Raw genomic sequence first — 16,269 nt, 5'->3', positions numbered from 1 at the left:
CGGTGCCTGTCCAACACCAGTTATAGTGGTGTCATGCGAGGGAGCGCAACCGGACGGCTGTTGAACGACCCCAAGGGCGGATCGTTCTGGTACGACGCCGGCGCCGTCTGCCTCGACTTCGCGCACAGTGGTGGCGAGGGCCGCTATGCGGTGTTCGAAACCCTGCACGAGCCGGCGGATCTCGCGGAATGGCTGTCCGCGCCGCCGCTGGGCGCGGTGCTCACGGTGCCGGTGTCCCCCGCCGACCTCACGGCGGCCCGCACGCTGCGCCAGGCGATCTGGGAGGCGGCACACGCCCGCGCGGCGGGCCAACCCCTGCCGACCGCCGCGGTGGCGGCCATCAACCGGGCCGCTAGGGCGGCACCGCTGCAGCCCGCACTGACCACCGACACGACGGCGACGTGGGCACCGCCGGTCCGTGCGACGCAGGCACTGTCCACTATGGCGCGTGAGATGATCGAGCTGCTGTCAGGGCCGCTCGCCGACCGCATCCGCGAGTGCGCCAGCGACAACTGTCCGCTGGTGTTCGTCGACTCGTCGCGCCCGGGCGCCCGCCGCTGGTGCTCGATGGAACGCTGCGGCAACCGCCACAAACTGCGCGCCCTCCGCGCGCGGCGAACCACCTGAGCCGCCGCCTGAGTTGCCCGGAGCGAGGTCAGAACTCGACCGAGCGCGCGCCGAGCCTTTCTTCCAGGTCGCCCGGTTGTTGTAGGCCGGCCTCGAAGGCGTGGGCGGCCCAGCTCTGATAGCGCGGCCCGCCCAGGTGGGCGGCGAACGCGGCCGCCTGCTGCGGGAACTCGCCGTTGTCGGGCAGCGTGATGGCGTCCACCCAGGACTTCAGCTCCGCCACCGAGGAGCGGTCGAACGCCGAGACCCGCGTCGCGAACGCCGTGACGAACGCGTCGAGATCCGCGTCCGGGACCGCGCGGTTCACGTAGCCGTAGCGCTCGGCCAGGTCACCGTCGAAGTCCTGGGCGCCGACGAGGATCTCCAGTGCGCGGCCGCGGCCGACCAGCCGCGGCAGGCGGGCCGGGGCGCCGCCGCCCGGTGGGACGCTGCCCGCGCCCATCTCGAACTGGCCGATCAGGGTGCGCTCGCGGCTGGCGAAGCGGATGTCCGTCGCGAGCAGGAACTCGCTGCCGGCGCCGCGGGCCCGGCCGCGGAGCTTGCTGATCGTCAGCACCGAGAGCTTGCTCAGGCGGATCAGCATGTCGACGAACGGCTGCTGGCCGGTGACCGGCGGCGGCTCGTCGGCCAGGCGGGCGAGGTCGTCGGTCAGGTCCCAGTGCGCGATGAAGTAGTCGGGGTTCGCGCTCTCGAACACGATGACGGTCAGCTCGGGGTCGTTCTCGGCCGCGTCGAGCAGGGCGCGCAGCTCGATGATGGCCGCTCCGCCGAAGACGTTGACCGGCGGGTTGTCGAACGCGACGCGCCAGAACGACGGCGACTCGTGCGTGATCTCGAACTGTGGCACCGGGTCACCGCTCCGTGTGCGGGCCAGCGACCTCGACGAGTCCGGTGTGTACGTCGTAGACCAGGCCCACCACCGGGGTTCCGGGCGGCTGCGCGCGCCGCATGATGTCGCCGTCGATGGCGACCGCGGTGCGCGGGTCGAGCACGGCCTTCGAGTCGAGCTCGGCGACCTGGATCTCGAAGAACTCGGCCAGCAGCTCGGGAAAGGCCGCCAGGTCGGAGCGCAGCGGAAGATCGACGAACGCGCCGCTGCCGGCGAACGCGGCGTTGGGCCGCACCAGCTCGTCGGTGTCGATCACGTCGCCGAGCGTACGCGAAAATCGTCCCGTTCTGTCGCGATCGCGCTAGACGGTCTCGAGGTGGGCCCGACGGAGTGGAGGATGTCGTCGGGCGCCACGTCGGTGCCGCGGGCAGGGTGAACACGAGCCGGCCGGTGCACCGGACACGCCGGCGCCCTACCCGCGGTTTGGGCCCGGCCGGGTGCCCGACCTAGGGTCGGTGGGGTGGACAGTGCCCCGGTCACGGTCGCGATCGTCACCAGCCGCATCGAGGCGGAGCTGGCGGTGGGCCTGCTGCGCGGCCACGGCCTGCGGGCCGCCTTCATCGCCGACGACGTGGGCGGGCTGGAACCGCAACTGCAGCAGGACGGCGTACGCGTGCTGGTCGCTCCTGAAGACGAGGCCGAGGCCCGGCGCATCCTCGCGGACCTCGAGTGACCGCGCCCGACCCCACGGTCCTGCATCCGATGCCCGACCAGCCGCGCGTCGTGCTGCTCAAGCCGCTGGTCAAGTCGCCGCTGATCGAGGTCGGCGAGTTCACCTACTACGACGACCCGGACGACCCGACCGCCTGGCAGACCCGCAACGTGCTCTACCACTACGGGCCGGAGCGGCTGGTCATCGGCAGGTTCTGCGCGCTGGGCGAGGGCGTGCGCTTCATCATGAACGGCGCCAACCACCGCATGGACGGCCCGCGGACGTTCCCCTTCCCCATCATGGGCGGCGGCTGGGCCGACCACTTCGACCTCATCACCGGCCTACCCGCCCGGGGCGACACGGTGGTCGGCAACGACGTCTGGTTCGGGTATCAGGCGATGGTCATGCCAGGCGTACGCATCGGCAGCGGCGCGATCATCGCGACGGGCTCGGTGGTCGTCGACGACGTCCCCGACTACGGCATCGTCGGCGGCAACCCGGCGAAACTCATCCGCCGCCGCTACGACGACGAGACCGTGGCCCGCCTGCTGGCCCTTGCCTGGTGGGACTGGCCGACCGAGCACATCACCGCGCACGTCCGCACCATCATGTCGGGCACCATCGACGACCTCGAGGCGGCCGCACCGCCGCTTCGGTAGCGCGCCTGTCGCGCGAGTCCGCCTTGAACAGATCCCCTCGAAATGCAAGGCTCACCAGCTATGAGCGCCAGCGCAAAGGGCCGCCCGCGTCAGCCGAGCGACGAGGTCGTCGAACGACGCGAGCGCCGTGACGCCCGGATCCGAGCCGATCGGATCGAGCTCGCGAAGGCGGAACTGGAAGACCGGCCGCCGACCGACGACATCGAATTCGGCCCGGGTCGTGACACGCGCACATGGCGCGGCGGGTCACCTGGCCTCGGCCGGCGCCGATAACCCGGACCGCCCATCATTCGCCCAGGGTGCCTTCACATGCGGCACGAGATCGTGGCAGGGTGACCCTCGAGGCCTCATCTCCGTAGCCCATCGCCTCGTTCATGGCCGCGCCAGCATTTGTTTCCGGACCTGCGCGGGACGACTCGACACACTCTTAAAGAAGCTGTTTTAGGAGACCAGAAAACTCTCTCAACTCGTCAATCTGCAGCATGTCGAGCGGCTTTTCATCGAAGTGCGCAATCTGGTTGCGTATCACCCGGACCCTATTAAGTTGGGAAACGAACTGCGCTCGGTCAACTCCGCCCCAACCTAGGGCCTTCCAGTTGTCATTGGCGCTTAGTCGAAGGTTCTCGTTCGACTGATCCCCGTCAAGCAATTTAATATACTCCCCAAACATCAACTTCGAGAAGTCTCCCGAATGACTTGGCCCCTTGACAACTCGAACTGGATCGCCAGTCAATTTTGGGCCGAGGCAGACGCGCAGGCGAAACTCGATTTCGCCAACAAGGAAAAACGGCAATGCAAGGGTGTGGAATCGGGTGGTGATGTCTGCTGCGGTGATGATGCCCACGAAGTTGCCGCTGTTCTCTCGCACCAGCAGATACCCATACTGTCGGAGCTCGGGCAGGTGTGTGAAGAGCTCCTGATGGACCTCTGCCAACGGAATCGAGTCCTTGACCATCGAGTTCGCAAGGGTTGGCGTCTCGCCCTTTTCATACCGGGCAGTGATCGAGCTCCATGTGATGACGCCTTTAAGGTCGGCAAGGCCGTCAATCACCGGTAGTTGCGAATAGTTCTTCTGGCGCATCGTGTGGGTGGCGTTACTAAGCAAGGCTGTGGATTTGACCGCGACGATGCCCTCGCGAGCCGAAGGGATGTCGCCAATCTTGAAGGACTGCTGCGGCAATGTTCCGGTCGGAACTTCATCGTCGCCCGCGTCGTCAGCTAATGGCGCAGGGTTATACGCGACGACCAACATGTCCGTCATTAGTCCACAAGTCGTGAACGACGGATGGGTATCGAGCCCTACCTCTTGTAGCGCCTCCTGAATCAGAGGCACCGTTTGATAGTTGCGCACTCGCTCGCCGAACAGCGCAAGCAGTTCGGAGACTCGTAGGGTCTGACCTTTCAGCGCAAGCAGTTGACGGCGACTGGGGCGCTGGGCTCCGCTCATCATCAACGGTCCGACTCGTCGCGAAAGACAGTTCGCTTGCCCATGGCCTCGTTGACCAGTTCGACCAGTCGCGCAGAACGGTCCACGTAGAAGCTATCGAAGTCGTCCTGGTGGAGGAGAGCTGGGTTCATCACATGGGTGGCAACCACATCGTCGAACCACTCTGGCGGCGTCCCGGTCTCCCGGGCGAGCATACGGAGGTAACTCGACGGTGAGCCGACCAAGCTCTTACTCGCACGATATGACAGCGGGGTCTTGTTCACGATGGAGTTTCCTCTGTAGTCGCCAGTGGCGTGCCGAGCGAGCCACGCCTTCGAAAACACCTGCCGGATGTCGACGCCATGTTGCAGAAGGCCGCCAGCAGTGAGGGGTCCTTCATTGTGGAACCAGTCGACCGCACCCTGCTTGACGAGTAGGGCGTAAATTCCCTTGTAGGCCGCACTGTTGCGGGTAGTAAGGGTGTCCAGGCGGTCGGCGAGGAAGGCCGCCTCAGTAACGGTGTCCGGCAGAGCGCGCGTTCCGCCCTCGCCCGCGGCGACGAGTTGCTCGACATCACGAGTGAAGCGGCTCTCTGTAGCTCCGCCGTACATTTCTCCCAATACGCCACACCAGTACCAGCGGGTCATGAGGTCGCGAGTGCTCGGCTCGTCCACCTGCTCGCCGAGAATCGCCCGCACCGCCGCCATAGGCACGAGTTGAGTCCGGTAGGGCAAGTCGGTCTGGCGCACGATGCACTGCTCGCCGAGAAACTCTCCGACCCACTCGAACGCGTTCGCCACCCGCGGAGCGATCCGGATGAAGTCAGCTAGGGGCAGGTTCAGAAGCTCGCGGCGCTTGCAGGACACGGCCGTGGCCACTCTCTCCCGCTTGCGTTCCCAGGTATTGACCAGCGTGACTGCCTGTAGAAAATCGCTACTACTAAGCCCGTCCTCGACCCCCTGCTCGATGCGCCCGAAGACGGGATACGAAGTGACCAAACTTTTCTTGATATCCTGCCAAGCATCCGGCAGCCGGTAGTAGTCGCCGTGGGCGTCCTCGTAATCGCCGTCACCGGCATAAGTAGCAGTCAGTAACTCAAAAACGTTCAAGGGAACACCACCGGTGTTCACCCGCTCGAACACGGAGCAAACCGCGTCCTTGGTAGTCGTGGCCGCGAGCTTGATCATCGGGATCTGGAACGATCGAATGTTGTGCAGGATCCGCTGATCGAACTGGGCCCACAGGCCCCAGTTGGCGTCGTCCATGAGGACGAACTCTTTCTGCCAAGCCGTCACCCGGTCGCTGTCAAAGACAGCGCTCAGCGGGAAGTACTTCGCTTGGCACTCCAAGGTCCGACCCCTGAGATCAAGATCCACTGTTCGAGCGAAGTTTGACCGAAGGACCCTTTCCTTCGGGACGGACACAATCGCCTCGTCTCGATCCGTCGATCCGCCGATAGCCTTGGGTATATCCACGTAGTACCAGCGCTCGAGCTCTTTATTACGTTCGTCGACGGTCCGCACGGGCTGATCGAGATGCAAAGCTTGGAACAGCGAGGTCAACCGCTGCTGACCATCCAGCAGCAATAGATCCGGGGTGACAGATCGGGCGGTCTCGGCACCCGTAAGCGTCCGGGGCCGAAACGGCTTCTTACCCCCAGTCTCTAACGTCATGACAACACCGAGGGGGTAGTCCAAGGTCACCGTCGCGATCAGCTCACGGATACGCTGGTCGTCCCACTTCCATTCACGTTGAAAGTCCGGTAGCTGCAGCACTCCGGACTTGATGTCTTCTAAGACCTTTTGGAGCTTTGGACTGTCGAGAGCCACCGGGCGTTCCCCCTGAGAATCTGGCAAGAGAGCGACCGGTCAGAATATCGATCGGTTTCAGACCGAGTCAAGGGAAGAGGAAGCGCTGTCTGCCGCCGAGCATGGGCGACCGTCAGTTGGCTCAGCGCGGGTCAGCTCGACGAGGATCGCATACCCGTGTCGTGCGCAGGCCCGCGTGCACCATCACCTCGTAATGGAGCGGCGTCAGGCGCTGCGGCGCTACGAGTAACCACCGGCGCACGCCACCGATGCCAAAAAGATCGAAGGCATGCGCCCATGCGGCGACGCCAGGCCCCCTCCGCCCGTCGGCGTGGCGAACCGCCGGGGCCGACCTGGCACGCCGGTAACATCGGGCCTCGCGGGGAGAGCGCGCGCTTGCCCCAGACCGACTCAGCCGTCCGACCCGATCGGGGGAACGATGTCGACGATGCCGCTCCGCGAGCGCCCCGCCTGGAGGGCCCTCGCCGCGCACCACGCCGAGGTCGGCGGGCGGCACCTGCGCGAGTTGTTCGCCGACGACCCGGGCCGCGGCGAGCGACTGCGCGCGGAGGCCGCCGGGCTCTATCTCGACTACTCGAAGAACCGGATCACCGACGAGACGCTGCGGCTGCTCGTCCAGTTGGCCCGCGAGTGCGAGGTGGAGCAGCGGCGCGACCTGATGTTCGCCGGTGCCCCGATCAACACCTCCGAGCACCGCTCGGTGCTGCACGTCGCGCTGCGGATGCCCAAGGGCACCTCGCTGGTGGTCGACGGCGTCGACGTGGTGGCGCAGGTGCACGAGGTGCTCGACCGGATGGCCGCGTTCGCCGACCGCGTCCGCTCCGGTGACTGGCGCGGCCACACCGGCAAGCGCATCCGCAACGTCGTCAACGTGGGCATCGGCGGCTCCGACCTCGGCCCGGTGATGGCCTACGAGGCGCTGCGCAGCTACACCCAGCGCGACCTGACGTTCCGGTTCGTGTCCAACGTGGACTCGACCGACTTCGTGGAGGCGACCCGCGACCTGTCGGCCGAGGAGACGCTGTTCATCGTCTCCTCCAAGACGTTCGGCACGCTGGAGACGCTGACCAACGCGCACTCCGCGCGCGACTGGGTGGTCGGCCAACTCGGCGACGAGGCCGCGGTCGCCAAGCACTTCGTCGCGGTGTCGACCAACGCCGACCGGGTCGCCGAGTTCGGCATCGACACCGCCAACATGTTCGGCTTCTGGGACTGGGTCGGCGGCCGCTACTCGATGGACTCGGCCATCGGGCTGTCCACCATGATCGCTGTCGGTCCGGCGGGCTTCGCCGACCTGCTGGCCGGGTTCCACGAGATGGACGAGCACTTCCGCACGGCGCCGCTGGAGAAGAACCTGCCGGCGCTGATGGGCCTGCTGACCGTCTGGTACGTCAACTTCTTCGGCGTGCAGAGCGTCGGCGTGCTGCCCTACGAGCAATACCTCAAACGGTTCCCGGCCTATCTGCAGCAGTTGACCATGGAGTCCAACGGCAAGCACGTCACCCGCGACGGCCGGCGCGTCGACTACGACACCGGCCCCGTCTACTGGGGTGAGCCGGGCACCAACGGCCAGCACAGCTTCTACCAACTGCTCCACCAGGGCACCCGGCTCATCCCGGTCGACCTGATCGGGTTCGGCAAGACGCTCAACCCGCTCCGCGACCACCACGACATCCTCTCCTCCAACGTGTTCGCGCAGGCACAGGCGCTGGCCTTCGGCAAGACCGAGGAGGAGGTACGCGCCGAGGGCACCGCCGACGACGTCGTGCCACACCGGGTGATGGAGGGCAACCGGCCCAGCAACGTGCTGCTGGCCGAGCGGCTCAGCCCGCGGCTGCTCGGCGCCCTGGTCGCGCTCTACGAGCACAGCGTGTTCACCCAGGGCACGATCTGGGGCATCGACTCGTTCGACCAGTGGGGTGTCGAACTCGGCAAGGTCCTCGCCGTGCGGATCATCCCCGAACTGACCGGCACCGGCGACATCGCCGCCGACCTCGACTCCTCGACCGCCGCGCTGATCCGCCGCTATCGGGCCTTGAAAGGCTGACCCGGGTGGGCAACTCCGACGCGCTCGTGTTCTTCGGCGCCACCGGCGACCTGGCCTACAAGCAGATCTTCCCGGCGCTCGCGGGCCTGATCGCCGAGGGCCGGCTCGACATACCGGTGATCGGTGTCGCGAAGGCCGGCTGGACCCGCGACCAGTTGGGCCAGCGGGCCCGGGAGAGCCTGGCCGAGCAGGGCGTCACCGACGCCGATACGGTGGGCCGGCTGGTCGGCGCGCTGCGCTACGTCGACGGCGACTATCGCGACCCGGCGACGTTCCAGGCGCTGAAGGCCGAGTTGGGCTCCGCCAGGGCGCCGCTGTTCTATCTGGCCATCCCGCCGGCGCTGTTCGGCACCGTGGCGACCGCGCTCCACGAGTCCGGTTGCGCGAACGGCGGCCGGGTCGTGGTGGAGAAGCCGTTCGGCCACGACCTGGCGTCGGCGCGCGAGCTCAACGACCTGCTGCACCGGATCTTCCCCGAAGACGCCATCTATCGCGTCGACCACTTCCTCGGCAAAGACGCCGTCCTTGGCCTGCTCTACTTCCGGTTCGCCAACGCCTTCCCCGAGACGTTCTGGAACCGCTTCTACATCGACTGCGTGCAGATCACGATGGCCGAAGAGTTCGGGGTCGCCGGGCGGGGCGCGTTCTACGACAAGACCGGCGTGATCCGCGACGTCGTGCAGAACCACCTCCTCCAGGTGGTCAGCCTGCTCGCGATGGAACCGCCCGGCGGCTACGGCCACCAGGACATCCGCCCCGAGAAGGCCAAGGTGCTGCGGGCCATGCCGCCGCTGCGCCACAACGAGGTGGTCCGCGGCCAGTTCGCCGGCTACACCGACGAGGACGGCGTCGCCGCCGACTCCACTGTGGAGACCTTCATCGCGCTGCGCGCCCGCATCGACAACTGGCGGTGGGCCGGGGTGCCGTTCTTCATCCGGGCCGGCAAGAAGCTGCCGGTGACCGCCACCGAGGCGGTGATCCGGCTGCGCCGGCCGCCGGCGGCACTGACCGGCGCCGACCGCGGCCACCCGCCCAACTTCGTGCGGTTCCGGCTGAGCCCGGAGGGCGCGATCTCGTTCGGCGTGACGGTCAAGGCGCCGGGCGAGACGATGAGCGGCGACGACGTCGAGTTGGCCGCCCTGAAGCGGCCGGCCAAGCCCGACCTGGCGCCCTACCAGCGCCTGCTGGGTGATGCCCTGGCCGGCGACGCCTCGTTGTTCGCCACCGAGCAGGGCGTGGAGGCGTCGTGGTCGGTGGTCGACCCGGTGCTCGACGACCGGACGGCTCCGCACATCTACGAGCCCGGCACCTGGGGCCCGGAAGAGGCCCAGAAGCTCACGGCCAGCCACGGCGGCTGGAGCGACCCGGCGGCGTCAGCGAGCTAAGAGCCGAGGTAGGCGTCCAGGGCGGCGGCGCCGGCGAGCAGCGCGCGGCCGCGGGCGGCGAGGCGGGCGTGCCAGTCGTGCAGGGTCGACTCCAGCGGTGCGACGCCGCCGGCCGACCGGACCTGGGCGATCAGCGGGGCGATCCGCTCCAACGGGTAGCCGCCGCGCCGGAGTTGGTGGACCAACTGTGCGTCGCGCACGTCGGCCGCGGTGTAGACCCGGTAGCCCGTGCGCCGGTCGCGGCGCGGCTGAACCAGGCCGGCCCGTTCCCACTTGCGCAGGGTGGCCGGGCGAACGCCGAGCCGCCTGGCCAGCGGGCCGACGAACGTGTCGGCGCGCTCCCGCGCGACGGGCGCGAGGTCGCGGAGGGCGGCCTCGACGGCCCGCAGGGTGCCGCGGTCCTCGAGCAACTGGGCGTGGGTCCGGTCGACGAGCGTCAGTGCCTCTTCCACGGCGTACGCGTTGATCGCTCGCATGATCGCCGTCGCGGTCCGGTGGCCATGGCCGGGCACGAGCGCGAGGAAGGCGTGCAGGGCCTGGGCGTGCCGTGGCGTGTAGGTGCGGTAGCCGCTCGGGGTGCGGTCGGCCGCCGGCAGGATCCCGGCCTCCTCGTAGTTGCGGACCGCCTGGGTGGACAGGCCGTGCGGGCGGGCCAGGTCGACCGGCCTCAGTTGAAGGTTCTGCGCCACCCGCCGCTCACTCTTGCTGAGAAGTCTCAACCGTCGGTTCAACGATACCGTTTATGGGTATGACTCTTGCTTCCCACGTCCTGGCCCTGCTCCCCGCACGGCCGCGGCTGCTCGCTCTGGGCGAGCCCACCCACGGCCGGGAGCCGTTGCTCGCGGTGCGCAACGACCTGTTCCGGCAGTTGGTCGAGGAGCACGGCTACCGGACGATCGCGATCGAGAGCGACTGCTTGACCGGCGCGGTCGTCGACGACTACGTCACCTCGGGCCTCGGCGACCTCGACGACGTCCTGGCTCGTGGTTTCAGCCACGAGTGGGGCGCCTTCCCGGGCAATCGTGACCTGGTGCGCTGGATGCGGGCCCACAACGACGGTCGGCCCGCGGCCGAGCAGGTGCGCTTCGCGGGATTCGACGGGCCGCTGGAGATCACCGCCGCCGCCAGCCCGCGAGAGGCGCTCACCGGGCTCCACGCGTACCTCGAAGCGGTCGGTGATCTGCTGCCCTGCACCGCCGAGACCGTGCAGCGCCTGCTCGGCGCCGACGACCGCTGGACCAACCCCGCCGCGATGATGGACCCCGCGCAGTCCGTCGGGCGGACGCCCGATGCCGACCGGTTGCGCCTACTCGCCGACGACCTGGTCGCCCTGCTCAACGCGCGGACACCCGAGTTGATCACGACGCCCGGGTGGGACCGGGCCCGCCTGCACGCCCGCACCGCCGTCGGGCTGCTCCGCTACCACCGGTGGATGGCCGACCCGTCGCCGAACCGGATGGCGTGGCTGCTCAGCGTCCGCGACTCGATGATGGCCGCCAACCTGCTCGCGCTCGCCGACCGCGGACCGGTGCTGGTCAGCGCCCACAACGCCCACCTGCAGCGACACCGGAGTTCGATGCGGATGATGGGCGACCTGCGGCCGCAGTGGTGGAGCGCCGGCGCGATCGTCGACGCCCGGCTGGGCCACGAGTACGCCTTCCTGGCCACGGCCCTCGGCACGATCCGCGACCAGGGAGTCGACACCCCGCCGGCGGACACCATCGAGGGCCGGCTGTACGCGCTCCCCGACGACCCCTGCGTCGTCGACCCCCGCCGCTTGGCGGCCGGCCTGACACCTCGGGCGTCCGCGTGGTTCGGCTACGCGCCGCTGGACCCGGCATACGCGTCCCGCACCGACGGCATCGTCTTCGTCAAGGACGCGTAATACGATCATCACGGCGCGTGATGGAGACGGGGGGCGCCCATGCAGGCTGCCATCGCGACCGGGGTCGACGAGCCGCTCACCTTCGCCGAGCGGGAGGTGCCCGAACCCGGCCAGGGCGAGGTGCTCGTCAAGATCACGGCGTGCGGGGTCTGCTACACCGACCTCGACGTGCTCCGCGGCCACTGGCCCAACGCCCGCTTCCCCAACATCCCCGGTCACGAGATCACCGGTGTCGTCGCGGCCATCGGCCCCGGCGTCTCGTGGCCGCCGGTCGGTGCCTCCGTCGGCGCGCAGATCCTCGGCGACTCGTGCGGTCACTGCGACTACTGCGTACGCGGTGAACAGATCCTGTGCCCGTTGAAGCGCTTCACCGGCATCGACTTCGACGGCGGATACGCCGAGTACGCGGCCCTCAAGGCCGGGTTCGTGTCGCCGCTGCCGGACGCGCTCGACCCCGTCGCGGCGGCCCCGCTGATGTGCGCCGGCTTGACCGCCTTCAACGGGCTGCGGCAGGCCGGAATCAGGCCCACCTCGCGCGTCGCGGTGGTCGGCGCCAGCGGGACGCTGGGCACGCTCGCGGTCCGTTACGCCGTCGCGATGGGTGCGCGGGTGGCCGCGATCGGCCGGTCCACCCGGGGCGAAGCGGCGGCCCGCGAGTTGGGTGCCGAGCGGTTCGTCGCCACCGCGGACGCCGACCCGGCGCAGGCCCTCCGGGCCTGGGAGGGCGGTGCCGACATCATCCTCAACGCGGCGCCGTCGACCGCGGCCGCCGCGGCGGCGTTCGAGGGACTGGCACCCGACGGCACGCTCGTCCTGTGCGGCTACGGGCCCGAACCGCTGAGCCTGGCCACCGGTCCGCTGGCCCTGAGCCGGCTGCACGCCATGGGCAACCCGTCCGGATCGCCGCACAACGCCCGCGAGACCCTGGCGTTCTCGGCCGCACACGGCATCCTGCCCGACTTCACGCCGATCGGCCTACGCGACGCCAACGCGGCGCTCGACGCGATGGCACACGGCCAGTCGGGCCGGCGATCGATCATCACCTTCGACTGACGGCGGCGTCGATCCCGATTTCACGGAACCGGCCCGCGAGGTCGTCGATCCAGGCCGTCAGGGGCCGGCCGTCAGCGACGTGCCGGCCACCCGCCGGGTGACGAGCACGACGGGGTCGGTGCTGCTTACCAGGTCGTGCCGGCCTGCTCGCGGATCGTACGGTTGATGCGGTTGAAGAAGTTCGTCAGCGCGATTTCCAGGATGATCGCCGACAGTTGCTGCTCGCTGAACTGGTCGGCGGCCGCGTCCCAGATCTCGTCGGTCACCCCCGGCGCGCCGTCCTGGAGCCGGGTGGCGGCCTCGGTCAGGGCGAGCGCCGCCCGCTCCTCGTCGGTGAAGAACGGCGTCTCGCGCCAGGCGACCACGCTGTGCAGCCGCTCGTCGGTCTCGCCGGCCTTCTTCGCGCTCGCGACGCTGGCGAAGACGCACGGCGCGCAACCGTTGACCTGGCTGGCCCGCAGGTGCACCAGCGACAGCAGGCGCTCGTCGACGCCCCCGGCGGCGATCGCCTTGTGCAGGTGCCGGATCGCGGTCATCACATCAGGGTTCGCCGCGCTCTTCATCCGTGCTTCCATCGGACATGCTCCTTCGTCGGTTACCCGAGCCCCTCGCGGCCCGTCATCACCCATGACGGAGCAAGGCCGAGGAAGGTAACCAGATGTCGACAGACCCGATGGTCGAAGCGTTCGAAGCCCAGCGCGACCGGTTGCGGGCGGTGGCCTACCGCATGCTGGGGTCGCACGCCGACGCCGAGGACGTCGTCCAGGAAGCCTGGCTGCGGCTCTCCCGGCAGGACCCGGCGACGATCCACAACCTCGGCGGCTGGCTGACGACCGTGGTCGGCCGGATCAGCCTCGACGTGCTGCGCGCCCGCCAGGCCCGGCCGGAGACGGCGCTGCCCGAGTTCGTCGTGACGCTCGACGACAGCCCGGCCCCCGACGACGACGCGGCGCTCGCCGACTCGGTCGGGCTCGCCCTGCTCGTGGTCCTCGAGTCGCTCGGGCCGAGCGAGCGACTGGCGTTCGTGCTGCACGACCTGTTCGCCGTGCCGTTCGACGAGATCGGGCAGATCCTCGGCAGGTCGACCGCGGCCACCAAGATGCTGGCCAGCCGGGCCCGGCGGAAGGTGCGCTCGTCCGAGCCCCCGGCTGGTGCCGGCCGCGAGCAGCAGGGTGTCGTCCGGGCCTTCCTGGCGGCGGCCCGCGGCGGCGACTTCGAGGCGTTGCTGCGGGTGCTCGACCCCGAGGTGAAGCTGACCGTCGACACCCCCGGCGGCCCGGTCGTCGTGCTCGGCGCCACCAAGGTGGCCGCGGGCGCGCAATTGGCCGCGGGCGCGGCGACGAACGGGCGGCTGGCGCTCGTCAACGGCCGGCCCGCGGTCGTCTCCTGGCGACCGGACGGAACCGCGGCCGCGATGCTGGTGTTCACCGTCGTCGACCGCCGGATCACCGAGATCCAGGGCGTGGCCGACCCGGCGAAGCTGACGAAACTCGGCCTGTCCGGGGTATGACCAACGGATGGTTGGTCACCGGTGCGTCCCGCGGCATGGGACGGGAGCCGGTCGAACAACGCGCCTCCGCCGCGACCGCGGACCTCTGGTGCCGTGGACCCGCGGTGGCACCGTGCCGCCGGTGGTCCGGATCGCCGACACCCGCGCCGTGTTCACGGGCGGAGACAGCCCCGATCAGCCGGCCGCCGCGCCGAACCACCGGGTCAGGTGGTCGAGCAACGCCTGCTGGTCGTCGCCGAGCCAGGCCACGTGGCCGTCGGGGCGCAGCAGCAGGGCCGGCGCGTCGAGTTCCTCGCTGACGTCGACGACGTGGTCGACCCGGTTCTCCCAGCCCGCCACCGACAGCCGGCCCGTCTGGTCGAGCAGCAACCCGCGGCCGCCGCGTGTCAGCTCGTAGAGGCGGCCGCGCTTCAGGGCCACGTCGCGCTGGCGCCGGCCGACGAGATCGTCGGCCGAGCCGAAGTCGTACCGGATGCCGATCGCGGTGATCTTCTCGATCAGGTGTCGGTTGACGTCGTCGAAGTCCATCAGCTCCGACAGCAACCGGCGGACCGCCTGGGCGCCGGGTTCGAGCGACATCAGTTGGATCTGCGCGCGGGTGTTGTCGAGCACGGACGCCGCGACCGGGTGCCGCTCGGTGTGGTAGCTGTCCAGCAGCCCCTCCGGCGCCCAGCCGGCGACCGCGGCGGCCAGCTTCCAGCCGAGGTTGAACGAGTCCTGCACGCCGAGGTTCAGACCCTGCCCGCCGGTCGGCGGGTGGATGTGCGCGGCGTCGCCGGCCAGGAACACGCGGCCAGTCCGGTATTGCTCGGCCAGCCGGGTGGCGTCGCCGAACCGTGACAGCCAGCGCGGCGAGTGCACGCCGAAGTCGGTGCCGGCCAGCGCCCGCAGCCGCTGCTTGAACCGGTCGAGGGTCGGCGGGTCGCGGTCTTCGGACACCGACTCGGCCGGCACGATGACGCGGTAGAAGCCGTCCCCGAGCGGCATCGCGCCGAACCGCAGGTGGGTCTTGCGGACCTCGGTCATCACCGCGGTCAGTGTCTCCAGTGGAACGTCGAGCTTCATCTCGCCGATCAGCGTCTCGACCCGGCTGGGCTCGCCGGGGAAGCCGACGCCGAGCAGCCCGCGCACCGTGCTGCGGCCCCCGTCGGAGCCGACCAGATAGCGCGCGCGGAGGCTCGTGCCGTCGGCCAGGTCGACGGTCACGCCGTCGTCGGTCTGGCTCAGCCCGACCAGCTGGGCGCCGCGCCGGATCTCGGCCCCGAGTTCGGCGGCGTGCTCGGCCAGCAGGCGGTCGACGACGGGCTGCCGGATGCCGAGGACGTAGGCGTGCGCCGAGTCGAGCCGCTCGGGCCATTCCTTGGAGATGCCGGCGAAGAAGCCGCCGGAGCGGATCTGCTTGCCGTGCTCGAGGAAGCGCTCCAGCAGTCCGCGCTGGTCCATCACCTCGATGCTGCGCACGTGCAGGCCCAAGGCGCGGACCACCGGGGTCGGCTCGGCGTCCTTCTCCAGCACGACCACCCGCACGCCGTGCAGCCGCAGCTCGGCGGCCAGCATCAGGCCGGTCGGCCCGGCGCCGACGATGATCACGTCAATCATGAAACCCCCATGTGGTACGCCGGCCCCGGCGCAAAGCGTGCGAATCCCCAGCTTCTGGCGTCAGCCGGAGATTCTGCGCCATGACCCGGGCCTTGCCGCAAGCCCCCCGCTGCGGTATATGTTGGAAGTGGCAGGGAGCGAGTGCATTCCCTGCCTTTGTCATGTGCGGTTGCGAAACCTCTCCACGTGCAGCGCGCCACCCCTGAGCAATCCGGTCTCGATCGCCACCGGATAGGCGCTGTCGTCGCGGTAGAGCAGATGCCCGAAATAGAACGTGCCGGGCGCGGCGGCCGCCTCGCGCTCCAGGGCACGGAACCGCTTTCCCTCCCCGGACCAGCCCCGGTTGAGCGCCCGCTGCTGCCGGAAGATGTTCGGCCCGAACTCGCCGCCCGACAGGTGCGGTATCAGATGCCCGCGGTCGACGGGCGTGCCGTCCGGATCGGGCGGCAGCGGAAAGCCGCGCTGGTAATGGACATCGCGCTTGGCGACGGACGCCGGCGTCAACGTCCAGGCCGCGACGGTCCGGTCTTCGCGCGCCGCGCCGACGCCGCTGGCGAGGTCGAACAGATAGGTGGCGCCGGACTGCTCGAACTCCACAAGGGAGCAGTCGGGATGGTGTCGCTCGTATCGCGCGGCGAGCGCGTCAAGGATCCGCCGCCCGATGTCCGGTGGCACGAGGCTCGCATAGTCGATCGACAGCCGGTCCAC

The 16,269-nt window shown here is 69.3% G+C and carries 16 protein-coding genes; 8 read left to right on the top strand and 8 right to left on the bottom strand.

Annotated features, from left to right (window positions below; all coding sequences use genetic code 11):
* Window positions 1-33: 33 nt before the first annotated feature.
* Entirely contained in the window at window positions 34-627 is a 594-nt protein-coding gene (locus AB0J74_RS01595) for a CGNR zinc finger domain-containing protein (RefSeq protein ID WP_363443129.1), read from the top strand.
* Between the two features lie 28 nt (window positions 628-655).
* Here the strand turns inward: AB0J74_RS01595 and AB0J74_RS01590 are convergent, their stop codons facing one another.
* Together AB0J74_RS01590 and AB0J74_RS01585 are read right to left on the bottom strand one after the other, a co-directional pair.
* Entirely contained in the window at window positions 656-1,474 is an 819-nt protein-coding gene (locus AB0J74_RS01590) for an enoyl-CoA hydratase/isomerase family protein (protein WP_363443127.1), read from the bottom strand.
* Between the two features lie 4 nt (window positions 1,475-1,478).
* Window positions 1,479-1,772, bottom strand: a complete 294-nt coding sequence (locus tag AB0J74_RS01585; RefSeq protein ID WP_363443125.1) for a hypothetical protein — start codon at window positions 1,770-1,772, stop codon at window positions 1,479-1,481.
* A 204-nt stretch (window positions 1,773-1,976) separates the two neighbouring features.
* Here AB0J74_RS01585 and AB0J74_RS01580 point away from each other — a divergent pair, with 204 nt between their 5' ends.
* Window positions 1,977-2,189, top strand: coding sequence for a DUF2007 domain-containing protein (locus tag AB0J74_RS01580; RefSeq protein ID WP_363443123.1), 213 nt, complete (start codon window positions 1,977-1,979; stop codon window positions 2,187-2,189).
* 29 nt (window positions 2,190-2,218) lie between these two features.
* A complete protein-coding gene (locus AB0J74_RS01575) occupies window positions 2,219-2,827 on the top strand; it encodes a CatB-related O-acetyltransferase (protein WP_363444033.1) in 609 nt (202 codons plus the stop codon).
* Window positions 2,828-3,254: 427 nt separating this feature from the next.
* On the opposite strand, the gene AB0J74_RS01570 is transcribed toward AB0J74_RS01575, so the two are convergent.
* Both AB0J74_RS01570 and AB0J74_RS01565 read right to left on the bottom strand, forming a co-directional pair.
* A complete protein-coding gene (locus AB0J74_RS01570) occupies window positions 3,255-4,277 on the bottom strand; it encodes a CBS domain-containing protein (RefSeq protein WP_363443121.1) in 1,023 nt (340 codons plus the stop codon).
* The gene (locus tag AB0J74_RS01565) at window positions 4,277-6,082 is read right to left on the bottom strand and encodes a DUF262 domain-containing protein (protein WP_363443119.1); all 1,806 of its coding nucleotides are present in this window, start codon (window positions 6,080-6,082) and stop codon (window positions 4,277-4,279) included. Before AB0J74_RS01565 ends, AB0J74_RS01570 begins: the two co-directional genes overlap by 1 nt.
* A gap of 427 nt (window positions 6,083-6,509) precedes the next feature.
* On the opposite strand from AB0J74_RS01565, the gene pgi reads away from it, so the two are divergent.
* Entirely contained in the window at window positions 6,510-8,129 is a 1,620-nt protein-coding gene (gene pgi / locus AB0J74_RS01560) for a glucose-6-phosphate isomerase (protein WP_363443117.1), read from the top strand.
* Window positions 8,130-8,134: 5 nt separating this feature from the next.
* The gene (zwf, locus tag AB0J74_RS01555; protein WP_363443115.1) at window positions 8,135-9,514 is read left to right on the top strand and encodes a glucose-6-phosphate dehydrogenase; all 1,380 of its coding nucleotides are present in this window, start codon (window positions 8,135-8,137) and stop codon (window positions 9,512-9,514) included.
* On the opposite strand, the gene AB0J74_RS01550 is transcribed toward zwf, so the two are convergent.
* Window positions 9,511-10,203 (bottom strand): MerR family transcriptional regulator, encoded by a 693-nt coding sequence (locus AB0J74_RS01550; protein WP_363443113.1) that lies wholly within the window; start codon window positions 10,201-10,203, stop codon window positions 9,511-9,513. The genes zwf and AB0J74_RS01550 overlap by 4 nt on opposite strands.
* Window positions 10,204-10,262: 59 nt before the next feature.
* Between AB0J74_RS01550 and AB0J74_RS01545 the strand changes: the two genes are divergently transcribed.
* Together AB0J74_RS01545 and AB0J74_RS01540 are read left to right on the top strand one after the other, a co-directional pair.
* Window positions 10,263-11,399, top strand: a complete 1,137-nt coding sequence (locus AB0J74_RS01545) for an erythromycin esterase family protein (RefSeq protein ID WP_363443111.1) — start codon at window positions 10,263-10,265, stop codon at window positions 11,397-11,399.
* 39 nt (window positions 11,400-11,438) lie between these two features.
* Entirely contained in the window at window positions 11,439-12,452 is a 1,014-nt protein-coding gene (locus AB0J74_RS01540) for an alcohol dehydrogenase catalytic domain-containing protein (RefSeq protein ID WP_363443109.1), read from the top strand.
* Window positions 12,453-12,577: 125 nt separating this feature from the next.
* Here the strand turns inward: AB0J74_RS01540 and AB0J74_RS01535 are convergent, their stop codons facing one another.
* Window positions 12,578-13,027, bottom strand: a complete 450-nt coding sequence (locus tag AB0J74_RS01535) for a carboxymuconolactone decarboxylase family protein (protein ID WP_363443107.1) — start codon at window positions 13,025-13,027, stop codon at window positions 12,578-12,580.
* A gap of 83 nt (window positions 13,028-13,110) precedes the next feature.
* Between AB0J74_RS01535 and AB0J74_RS01530 the strand changes: the two genes are divergently transcribed.
* Window positions 13,111-13,962 carry a sigma-70 family RNA polymerase sigma factor gene (locus AB0J74_RS01530; RefSeq protein WP_363443105.1) on the top strand — a complete coding sequence of 284 codons (852 nt, stop codon included), beginning with the start codon at window positions 13,111-13,113 and terminating at the stop codon, window positions 13,960-13,962.
* 174 nt (window positions 13,963-14,136) lie between these two features.
* Here the strand turns inward: AB0J74_RS01530 and rox are convergent, their stop codons facing one another.
* Together rox and AB0J74_RS01520 are read right to left on the bottom strand one after the other, a co-directional pair.
* Entirely contained in the window at window positions 14,137-15,561 is a 1,425-nt protein-coding gene (rox, locus tag AB0J74_RS01525) for a rifampin monooxygenase (protein WP_363443103.1), read from the bottom strand.
* A gap of 159 nt (window positions 15,562-15,720) precedes the next feature.
* On the bottom strand, window positions 15,721-16,269 hold the full coding sequence (locus AB0J74_RS01520; protein ID WP_363443101.1) for a hypothetical protein: 549 nt from the start codon (window positions 16,267-16,269) through the stop codon (window positions 15,721-15,723).

This window comes from Asanoa sp. NPDC049573 (assembly GCF_040676615.1).
Lineage (GTDB): Bacteria > Actinomycetota > Actinomycetes > Mycobacteriales > Micromonosporaceae > Asanoa.
This window is presented reverse-complemented; position numbering and strand designations above follow the sequence as displayed.